Raw genomic sequence first — 10,732 nt, forward strand, 5'->3', positions numbered from 1 at the left:
TTATTGTCGGGAGAATCGGCAGGGCGTACGACTCTAGTGGCAATTTATTGCGCAATCTTGATCCAGCGCAGGATATTGGCACTTGGCCATTACCGCTGATTCCAGGCAGGACTGGCCTTATCGCGGGTCAAGCCCGCTCCTACGGGGGATGTGTACGCCGAACCTGTCCGCGCTGTCAGTTAGCGGTCACTCTGCTGACCTGATTGAGCAGCTATAACGCTAAATACCCACCCCTGCGCCCGCGGTGCCCTGCAAGCATGCGAATCAAGCCTCGTTCCCTCGTTATCTGCGCCCTGCTCATCGCCCTGGCAGGCACCGCCCTGTGGCTGGTGAACCGGCCTGGCAAGGAAAACTCCACCACCGCCGCCGCTATCCCGGTGCGCATCGTCAGCGTCAAGCAGCAGGACGTACCGCGCTTTGTCAGCGGCATCGGTTCGGTGCTATCGCTGCACAGCGTAGTGATTCGCCCGCAGGTCGAGGGGGTGCTGACCCGCGTGCTGGTCAAGGAAGGCCAGGCGGTCAAGCAGGGCGACCTGCTGGCAACCATCGACGACCGCTCGATCCGCGCCAGCCTCGAACAGGCCAAGGCGCAACTGGGCCAGAGCCAGGCGCAGTTGCAGGTGGCCGAAGTCGACCTCAAGCGCTACCGCCTGCTGAGTACCGACAACAGCGTCTCAAAGCAGACCCTCGACCAGCAGCAGGCGCTGTTCAACCAGCTCAAGGCCACGGCGCTGGGCAACCAGGCGGCGATTGACGCCGCCCAGGTGCAACTCTCCTATACCCAGATTCGCTCCCCGGTCAGCGGCCGGGTAGGTATTCGCAATGTGGATGAAGGCAACTTCCTGCGCGTCGCCGATGCCCAGGGGCTGTTCAGCGTTACCCAGATCGACCCGATCGGCGTCGAGTTCTCGCTGCCTCAGCAGTTGCTGCCGACCCTGCAAGGCCTGCTCGCCGCGCAAACCCCAGCCGTGGTGCAAGCCTATCTGGAAGGCGACGGCGACAGCGGCGGCACGCTGCTGGGCGAAGGCAAGCTGACCCTGATCGACAATCAGGTGGCGGCCAACACCGGCACCATCCGGGTCAAGGCCGAGTTCGCCAACCCCGACGCGCGGCTGTGGCCCGGGCAACTGGTGACCCTGAAGCTGCAAACCGCGCTGGATCAAAAAGCCCTGGTAGTACCGCCGCAGGTGGTGCAACGCGGCATCGACGGCCATTACGTGTACCGCCTCAATGGCAACAAGGTCGACAGCGTACCGGTCAAGGTGCTGTACCAGGACAGCGTGCTGAACATCATTGCCGGGGTCGAGGTCGGCGACCCGTTGGTGTCCGACGGCCAGTCGCGGCTCAAGCCCGGCGCGCACGTTGAAGTGGCACCTGATGCGCCGCCGGTGGAAGACGTGGCCAGCGGCAAGGAGCGGCCATGAACCCGCGCGGCTCGATTTCCGCCTGGTGCATCGACCGCCCGGTCGCCACCCTGCTGCTGACCTTCGCCCTGCTGCTGCTCGGGGTCATTGCCTTTCCGCGCCTGCCGGTGGCACCACTGCCGGAAGCCGATTTCCCGACCATCCAGGTCACCGCGCAACTGCCCGGCGCCAGCCCGGAAACCATGGCTTCGTCGGTAGCAACGCCGCTGGAAGTGCAGTTCAGCGCCATCCCCGGCATGACCCAGATGACCTCCAGCAGCGCCCTGGGCTCGACCAACCTGATCCTGCAATTCACCCTCGACAAGAGCATCGACACCGCCGCCCAGGAAGTCCAGGCAGCGATCAACACCGCCACCGCGCGCCTGCCCCAGGACATGCCCAGCCCGCCAACCTGGCGCAAGGTCAACCCGGCCGACAGCCCGGTGCTGATCCTCACCGTCAGCTCGGCGCAGATGCCGGCCAACGAACTCAGCGACTACGCCGAAACCCTGCTGGCCCGCCAGTTGAGCCAGATCGACGGGGTCGGCCTGATCAACATCACCGGGCAACTGCGCCCGGCGATTCGCGTGCAGGCCCAACCAGAGAAACTCGCAGCATTGGGCCTGACCCTGGCCGACCTGCGCCAGGCCATCCAGCAAACCAGCCTGAACCTGGCCAAGGGCGCGCTGTACGGGCAGAACAGCGTGTCGACCATCGCCACCAACGACCAGTTGTTCCATCCCGAGGAATACGCCCAGCTGATCGTCTCGTACCGCGACGGCGCGCCGGTGCACCTGCAGGATGTCGCCAAAGTCATCAACGGTGCCGAAAACGCCTACGTCAAAGCCTGGTCCGGCGAGCAGCAGGGCCTGAATCTGGTGGTGTTCCGCCAGCCCGGGGCGAACATCGTCGATACCGTCGACCGGGTCATGGAGGCCTTGCCCGGCCTTGAGCAGATGCTGCCGGCGGCGGTGCAGGTGTCGGTGCTCAACGACCGCACCCAGACCATCCGCGCGTCGCTGCGCGAGGTGGAGATCACCCTGATGATCGCCGTGCTGCTGGTGATCGGGGTGATGGCGCTGTTCCTGCGTCAATGGTCGGCGACCCTGATCGTTTCCAGCGTGCTCGGCGTGTCGCTGGTCGCAAGCTTCGCCCTGATGTACCTGTTCGGCTTCAGCCTGAACAACCTGACCCTGGTGGCCATCGTCATCTCCGTGGGCTTCGTGGTCGATGATGCAATCGTGGTGGTGGAAAACATCCACCGCCACCTGGAAGCCGGCGACAGCATGCGCGAGGCGGCGATCAAGGGCTCGGGCGAGATCGGCTTTACCGTGGTGTCGATCAGTTTCTCGCTGATTGCCGCGTTCATTCCGCTGCTGTTCATGGGCGGGGTGGTCGGTCGGCTGTTCAAGGAGTTCGCCCTCACCGCCACTTCGACCATCCTGATTTCCGTGGTGGTATCGCTGACGTTGGCGCCGACCCTCTGCGCCCTGTTCATGCGCCGCCCGCAGCACAACGCGCATGACACCCCCAGCCGCCTGCTCGGCTGGTACGAGCGCGGGCTGGTCAAGGCCCTGGCCCACCAGCGGCTGATGCTGGGGATCTTCGGCCTGACCCTGGCGCTTGCGGTGATCGGTTACGTGGCCATTCCCAAAGGCTTTTTCCCGGTGCAGGACACCGGCTTCGTGCTCGGCACCAGCGAGGCGGCGGCCGATGTGTCCTACCCGGACATGCTCGAGAAACACAAAGCGCTGGCCAGGATCGTCGAAGCGGACCCTGCAGTACGGGCCTTCTCCCACGCCGTCGGGGTCACCGGCAGCAACCAGACCATTGCCAACGGCCGCTTCTGGATTGCCCTCAAGGACCGCGGTGATCGCGACGTGTCGGCCAGCGAGTTCATCGACCGCCTGCGGCCGAAACTGGCCAAGGTGCCGGGCGTGGTCCTGTACCTGCGCGCCGGCCAGGACATCAACTTGAGCTCCGGGCCGAGCCGCAGCCAGTACCAGTACGTGCTCAAGAGCAACGACGGCCCGGCGCTGAACCTCTGGACCCAGCGCCTGACCGAACGCCTGAAGGCCAACCCGGCCTTTCGCGACCTGTCCAACGACCTGCAGCTGGGCGCCAGCGTCACCCGCATCGACATCGACCGCAAGGCCGCGGCGCGTTTCGGCCTGACCACCACCGACGTCGACCAGGCGCTGTACGATGCCTTCGGCCAGCGGCAGATCAGCGAATTCCAGACCGAGACCAACCAGTACAAGGTGATCCTCGAACTCGACGCCCGCCAGCGTGGCAAGGCCGAAAGCCTCAACTACTTCTACCTGCGCTCACCGCTGAGCGGTGAGATGGTGCCACTGTCGGTGCTGGCCAAGGTCGCGCCACCGAGCACCGGGCCGCTGTCGATTGCCCATGACGGCCTGTTCCCGGCCGCCAACCTGTCGTTCAACCTGGCCCCCGGCGTCGCCCTCGGCGATGCGGTGCAGATCCTCGAGCGCACCCAGCGCGAACTGGGCATGCCCGACTCGATCATCGGCACCTTCCAGGGCGCGGCCCAGGCCTTCCAGAGTTCGCTGTCGAGCCAGCCGTGGCTGATCCTCGCGGCGCTGGTGGCGGTGTACATCATCCTCGGCGTGCTCTACGAGAGTTTCGTCCATCCGCTGACCATCATCTCCACCCTGCCCTCGGCCGGGCTCGGCGCCCTGGCGCTGCTGTGGCTGTCGGGCCAGGACTTCTCGATCATGGGCCTGATCGGCATCGTGCTGTTGATCGGCATCGTCAAGAAGAACGGCATCCTGCTGATCGACTTCGCCCTCGACGCCCAGCGCCATCAGGGCCTGAGCCCCGAAGAGGCGATCCACAAGGCCTGCCTGACGCGTTTTCGGCCGATCATGATGACCACCCTCGCCGCCCTGCTCGGCGCCGTGCCGCTGATGTTCGGCATCGGCGCCGGCGCCGAACTGCGCCAGCCGCTGGGCATTGCCGTGGTCGGCGGGCTGCTGGTCAGCCAGGCCCTGACACTGTTTACCACACCGGTCATATACTTGGCCCTGGAGCGCCTGTTCCACCGGCGCCAGATGGCCGTGACCCTGGCGCAAACCGATGCCCGTTGAGAGCCGATCATGCGTGTGCTGATTATCGAAGATGAAGCAAAAACCGCCGACTACCTGCACCGCGGCCTGAGCGAGCAAGGCTTTACCGTAGACCTGGCGCGCGACGGTATCGATGGCCTGCACATGGCGTTGGAAGGTGACTACGCGGTGATCGTCCTCGATGTGATGCTCCCGGGCCTCGACGGTTACGGCGTGCTGCGCGCCCTGCGCGCGCGCAAGCAGACGCCGGTGATCATGCTCACCGCCCGCGAGCGGGTCGAAGACCGCATTCATGGCCTGCGCGAAGGTGCTGACGACTACCTGGGCAAGCCGTTTTCCTTCCTTGAACTGGTCGCCCGCCTGCAGGCCCTGACCCGTCGCGGCGGCGCCCATGAGCCGGTGCAGATCCAGGTCGCCGACCTCTGGGTCGACCTGATCAGCCGCAAGGCCAGCCGCGCCGGGCAACGCCTGGAGCTGACCGCCAAGGAGTTCTCGTTGCTCAGCGTGCTGGCCCGGCGGCACGGTGAAATCCTGTCCAAGACGGCCATCGCCGAGCTGGTCTGGGATATCAATTTCGACAGCGACGCCAACGTCGTCGAGGTAGCGATCAAGCGCCTGCGCGCCAAGCTCGACGGCCCTTTCGAAACCAAACTGCTGCACACCATAAGGGGCATGGGCTATGTTCTGGAAAACCGTGCCGACTAACTCCATCGCCCTGCGCCTGAGCGCGCTGTTCACCCTGGTCGCGCTGGGCGTGTTCCTGCTGATCGGCACGGCGCTGTACAAGCAGGTCGACCGCAGCCTCGACCTGCTGCCCACCGCAGAGCTTGAAGCGCGCTTCAGCGTGCTGGAGTCATCGCTGACCCGCTACGACACCCGCGAGCACTGGCTGAAGATCACCAACAAGCTCAACCTGCTCAGCGAAGAAGACCGGCGCATCCGTTTCTGGGTGGTGAGCGGCGCCAGCCCGTTCGAATACGGCCAACCCGACGCCAGCCTCCGCAACTTCGCCCAGGGCCCGCTGGGCATGCGCGACCTGCACCTGGCCGGCAGCCCCTATCCGTACAAGGTGCTGGTCAGCGAACTGCCGGCCATGGGCACGCGGCCGGCCCTGCGCTTTTTGATCGGCATCGACACCGAGACCTTCTGGCACACCCAGCACACCTTGCTGGTGGCAATCATCAGCCTGTCGGTGTTCGGCGTGGTGCTGGCCTCGTTGCTCGGTTACTGGGTCGCGCGGGTTGGCCTGCGGCCGCTGCTGGCGCTCTCGGCCGAAGCCCAGAAGCTGGCGCCGCCGCGCCTGAGCGGGCGCCTGCAACTGGCCGACCTGGCGCCGGAGCTGGCGCAGTTCGCCAGCGCCTTCAACTCGACTCTGGAGCGCGTCGACCTGGCCTACAGCCGCCTGGAAGCCTTCAACGCCGACGTCGCCCATGAACTGCGCTCGCCATTGACCAACCTGATCGGCCAGACCCAGGTGGCCCTGACCCGTGGGCGCAGTGCCGAGCACTACTTCGAGGTGCTGCAATCGAACCTCGAGGAACTGGAACGCCTGCGCAGCATCATCAACGACATGCTGTTCCTCGCCAGCGCCGACCAGGGCAGCAAGGCCACGGCGCTGACCTCCACCTCGCTTGCCGAAGAAGTGGCGACCACTCTCGACTACCTGGATTACATCCTCGAAGACGCGCACATCCGCGTGCAGGTCAGTGGCGATGCCCAGGCGCGGATCGAAAAGGCCCAGTTGCGCCGGGCGTTGATCAACCTGCTGAACAACGCGGTGCAGCACACCCTGCCCGAGCAGGTGATCCAGGTGCGCATCGAGGAGCAGGATGGCCAGGTGAGTATCGCCGTGAGCAACCCGGGGCCGGCGATTGGCGAGGAGCACCTGGCGATGCTGTTCGAGCGCTTCTACCGGGTGGATGCGGCGCGCAGCAACAGTGGCAGTGGCAACCACGGGCTGGGCCTGGCGATCGTCAAGGCGATTGCGCTGATGCACGGCGGCAGTGTGTTTGTGCGCAGCCAGGCGGGGGCCAATACCTTCGGGATCTTGTTACCGGCTTGAGGGCCTCATCGCCGGCAAAGCCGGCTCCCACAATAGATCGGTGCACGCCACTCCTGTGGGAGCTGGCCTTGCCAGCGATGGGCTGCGAAAGCAGCCCCCGGTCAACTATTACCTTGGACGCAACAGTGCTTATCCCAAAAGTCACTGTTTCTCCCACCCATTTCCGACTAATTTACTCAGACCTAATTCACTCTTGCCAAGCAAGAAGGTTATTGCAAATGTCCAACAGTATGGGTGTTGCCAGCGTATTCGTCCTGTCGTCCCTGTTGCTGTCGCCACTGGCCATGGCTGAAGAATCCCAGGCCTTTGTTGCCCGAAATGCCGAGCGTGCCGCCGTCCTCCAGGAAGCCATCGCCGCACAGAAGTCCGAGCAGGCGCAAAGCCTGGAACAGACCGCTTCCAAGGCTGATGCGAGTGACGCCTCCGAAAGCTGATCGGCCCACGTTCCACCCCTTCGACTCCCTCGATGGCCGCACAGGTGACTTGAGCGCCTGTGCGGTTGTCTTTCAAAGCCGCTGCCGATCAGCGGCTTTTTTTTCGTGTGTCGAAAAGTGCCAGCGCGCTGGCTCGTTTGTTCATGACAAGACCGTCTTTCGCACAATAAAAACTGCCGTACATTCACCCCAAGGAGTCCACACCGGTGAACACTGCTTTACGCTTCACCCCGCTGTTCGTTGCATTGGCTGCAACGATGCCCTTCACCGCCCAGGCCGACGAGGAAAAGGCCGAAGGTTTTATCGAAGGGTCGAGCCTCAACGTGCACGCACGCAACTACTACCTGAACCGCAACCAGCTGCTGCCAGGTGTGCGTGACAACCGCGAATGGGGTCAGGGTTTTCTCGGCAAGTTCGAATCGGGCTACACCCCGGGCACGGTCGGGTTCGGCCTCGATGCCTACGCCATGCTCGGGCTGAAACTCGACGGCGGCGGCGGTACCTCGGGCTCGAGCATTTTGCCGATCAACACCAAGGGTGATGGCCAACCGGGCAAGGCCCATGATTCGTTCTCCACGGCCGGTGCTGCGCTCAAGCTCAAGGCGTTTGACACCGTGCTCAAGGCCGGCGACCTGTTCCTCACCAACCCGGTGATCGCCGGGGGCGAGTCGCGCATGCTGCCGCAGACCTTCCGCGGCGTCAGCGTCACCAACAACAGCTTTGACGGGGTGATGCTCGAAGCCGGCCAGGCCAGCTTCACCAAGCCTTACAACCAGAGCGGCCATCGGCGCATCAACACCTTCTACAGCAAGTTGCAGGACGAGCGCGACAGCCGCCACCTGAACTGGGCCGGCGTGGCCTGGAGCGGCGTGCCGAACCTGACCTCGAGCCTGTATGCCGCCGAGCTCGAGGACATCTGGAACCAGTACTACTTCGACGTTGACTACACCTGGCAGGTCAACGAGCTGGTCAGCCTCAACCCCGGCCTGCACTTCTATCACACCCAGGACACCGGTCAGGCGCTGCTCGGGCACATCGACAACAACACCTACAGCCTGCATTTCACCGTCAACGTCGGCTACAACAGCCTTACCGCGGTGTACCAGCGGGTCAACGGCAACACGCCGTTCGACTACATCAACCAGGGTGACAGCATCTTCCTGGACAACTCGCAGATCTACTCGGACTTCAACGGCCCCAACGAGCGCTCGTGGAAGCTCAAGTACGCCTATGACTTCGCCGGTGCCGGGATCCCGGGCCTGAGCTCGGTGGTGTCCTACTCGCGCGGTGAGCTGGACATGAGCAAGGTCGACCCCAATAGCGTCGGCTACGGCCACTGGTACAACGCCGACGGCGAGAACGCCCAGCACTGGGAACGCGACGTCGACCTGCGGTACGTATTCCAGGAAGGCCAGCTCAAGGACCTTTCGGTGCTGCTGCGCTGGGCCTCGCACCGTGGCACCCAGGGCTACTCGCATATCGACAACGATGTCGATGAGTACCGTGTGATCGTTGACTACCCGCTGAACATTTTCTGATCGGCAGTGCAGGAGCGAGCTTGCCTCGCGATGCGATGTGCCTGGCCCATTGCAATCGCCGGGCAAGCCCGCTCCTGCATTCGTCAGACGACACGATTAAATCCTTGTCCGACAATCCCCAGCCCCCTAGAATACGGCCGCCGCGCAGTAATACCGCACTTTCCAGACGGTCTTCGGCATCAGTGACCATGACGTTGCCCACCCGATCCCAGCGATCCACCCTGTACAAGTCTCATCCGGAGCTGATCCTCAATCTGGGCAGTTGCCTCGCGGTGCTCGCCATCGTTGCCATTGTCACCTTCCTGTTGATGCGCGAACGCAGCAGCGTCGAACAGGCCGCCGCACGCTCGGCCAGCAACATCGTGCAACTGATCGAAAGCGACATCGTGCGCAATGTCGAACTCTATGACCTCTCGCTGCAAGGCCTGATCTGGGCCGTACAGCGCCCGGAACTGCTCGCCGTACCCGCCGAGCTGCGCCAACAGATTCTCTTCAACCAGGCCGTTACCGCACCGGTACGCGGCGATATCCTCTGGCTCGATGCCACGGGCAATGTAGTCGCCGACTCCACCAGCGCCATCCCGCGCCAGGCCAATTTCGCCGACAGCAAAGACTTCCTGCAGCACCGCAACAACCCCAACCTGGGCCTGCTGATTGGCCAGCCATTCAAGGCGCGGCTGGGCGACCTGGACTGGTGCATCAGCTTCAGCCGGCGCATTTCCGGGCCCAACGGTGAGTTTCTCGGGGTGGCTGCCGGCGCCTTGCGCCTGTCGTACTTCAGCACGCTGTTCCAGCGTCTGGATATCGGCAGCGACAGCAGCATCAACCTGATGAACACCGATGGCGCCCTGCTGGTGCGCCAGCCGGGCACGCCCGACGAACCGCGCATCGGCCAGAACTACAGCGACCGGCCGAATTTTCAGCGCATGCGCGCGGATGTCAGCGGCACCTTTGCCGGCATCTCCACCCGCACCGGCAAAGAACGGCTGTTTACTTTTGCCCGGGTCGGCGACTTGCCGCTGATCGTTATCGTCGCCCACTCCGCCGACGAAGTCTTCGAGTCGTGGCGGCGCACGGCCTTGCTGGTCAGCGTGGCCACCGGTGTGCTGTGCATCGGCATTCTCTGGCTGACCTTGCTGCTGGGCCGCGAATTGCGCCGCCGGCAGAGCGCCGAACAAGGCCTGGCCGCCCTCGCCGCCACCGACAGCCTGACTGGCCTCGCCAATCGCCGGCGCCTGGACCAGGTACTGCGCCAGGAATGGGCACGCAGCCAGCGCAATGCCCGGCCGCTGGCAGTGCTGATGGTCGATGTCGATCACTTCAAGGCGTTCAACGATCGCCATGGTCATCCGGGCGGTGATGCCGCCTTGCGCCAAGTGGCCACAACAATAGCCAGCAGCATCCGCCGCCCGGCCGACCTGGCCGCGCGCTACGGTGGCGAGGAGTTTCTGGTGGTGTTGCCGGAGACCGAACTGGCAGGGGCGCGGTTGTTGGCTGAGCGTATTCGCGCGGCAGTCGAAGCGCTGCCGCCGTTTGGCGATGACACGGCGCCGGTCACCGTGAGCATCGGCATCGGTTGCCACACGCCAGGCACCCAGCAAGATCTTCAGACCTTGCTGGGCGCTGCCGATGAGGCGCTTTACCGTGCCAAGGGCAACGGTCGCAACCGGGTCGAAGCCGCCGCTTAAGAGCGGGCGCGAGCCTCGTTGCGCAGGGCCTTGACCTGGTCATGGTTGCGCTGCACGCCATGGTACTGACGCTCCACCAGGGCATAGACCTCACTGCTTGGCAGGGTGTTGAGGCGGGCCAGTTTTTCCAGGGCGTCCTTGTAGGCTTTCAGGGCATGGTCCTCGCCGCGCTCGACTTCGTTGAGCACCGCGGCTTCATCCTTGCCGGTGAGCATCGACTTCAGGTTGACCCAGCCACGGTGCAGGTCACCGCTGACACTGGTAGAGGTTTCCGGATCGCCACCGAGGCTGCGCACTTGCTGCTGCAGTTCCGCGGCAGCGGTACCGCATTCGCCAGCACGCTGGATGAAGTAGCTTTTCAGCTGGGGATTCTTCACATCCTCGGCAGAGGTTTTGAAACCCTTTTCGCCATCCTTGCTGAACTCGATCAGTTCGTTGAGAACCGAGACGACTTCTTTGTTGGGGGTAGTCATGACATTGCTCCTTTGCATGAGGGAAGATGCAATAGATCGGAGCAG

At 64.0% G+C, this 10,732-nt stretch carries 8 protein-coding genes; 7 read left to right on the forward strand and 1 reads right to left on the reverse strand.

Annotated elements, in window-relative coordinates:
- The first annotated feature begins 257 nt into the window (after positions 1-257).
- The 7 genes from LOY45_RS22380 (at position 258) to LOY45_RS22410 (ending at position 10,214) form a co-directional block, all read left to right on the forward strand.
- The gene (locus LOY45_RS22380) at positions 258-1,424 is read left to right on the forward strand and encodes an efflux RND transporter periplasmic adaptor subunit (RefSeq protein WP_258578373.1); all 1,167 of its coding nucleotides are present in this window, start codon (positions 258-260) and stop codon (positions 1,422-1,424) included.
- Positions 1,421-4,513 carry a multidrug efflux RND transporter permease subunit gene (locus tag LOY45_RS22385; RefSeq protein ID WP_134061384.1) on the forward strand — a complete coding sequence of 1,031 codons (3,093 nt, stop codon included), beginning with the start codon at positions 1,421-1,423 and terminating at the stop codon, positions 4,511-4,513. Before LOY45_RS22380 ends, LOY45_RS22385 begins: the two co-directional genes overlap by 4 nt.
- 9 nt (positions 4,514-4,522) lie before the next feature.
- Positions 4,523-5,197 (forward strand): heavy metal response regulator transcription factor, encoded by a 675-nt coding sequence (locus LOY45_RS22390; RefSeq protein ID WP_115085345.1) that lies wholly within the window; start codon positions 4,523-4,525, stop codon positions 5,195-5,197.
- Positions 5,172-6,554, forward strand: coding sequence for a heavy metal sensor histidine kinase (locus tag LOY45_RS22395; RefSeq protein WP_115085344.1), 1,383 nt, complete (start codon positions 5,172-5,174; stop codon positions 6,552-6,554). Before LOY45_RS22390 ends, LOY45_RS22395 begins: the two co-directional genes overlap by 26 nt.
- Before the next feature lie 218 nt (positions 6,555-6,772).
- Entirely contained in the window at positions 6,773-6,988 is a 216-nt protein-coding gene (locus LOY45_RS22400) for a hypothetical protein (RefSeq protein WP_115085343.1), read from the forward strand.
- A gap of 206 nt (positions 6,989-7,194) precedes the next feature.
- Positions 7,195-8,526, forward strand: a complete 1,332-nt coding sequence (locus tag LOY45_RS22405) for an OprD family porin (RefSeq protein ID WP_258578374.1) — start codon at positions 7,195-7,197, stop codon at positions 8,524-8,526.
- Positions 8,527-8,720: 194 nt separating this feature from the next.
- Positions 8,721-10,214: a GGDEF domain-containing protein gene (locus LOY45_RS22410; RefSeq protein ID WP_258579323.1), complete on the forward strand. Its 1,494-nt coding sequence runs from the start codon at positions 8,721-8,723 to the stop codon at positions 10,212-10,214.
- Here LOY45_RS22410 and LOY45_RS22415 read toward each other — a convergent pair.
- The gene (locus LOY45_RS22415) at positions 10,211-10,687 is read right to left on the reverse strand and encodes a PA2169 family four-helix-bundle protein (protein ID WP_115085341.1); all 477 of its coding nucleotides are present in this window, start codon (positions 10,685-10,687) and stop codon (positions 10,211-10,213) included. The two genes, LOY45_RS22410 and LOY45_RS22415, sit on opposite strands and share 4 nt — an antisense overlap.
- Positions 10,688-10,732: the final 45 nt, after the last annotated feature.

The organism is Pseudomonas wadenswilerensis (assembly GCF_024749185.1).
GTDB classification, from domain to species: Bacteria; Pseudomonadota; Gammaproteobacteria; order Pseudomonadales; family Pseudomonadaceae; genus Aquipseudomonas; species Aquipseudomonas wadenswilerensis.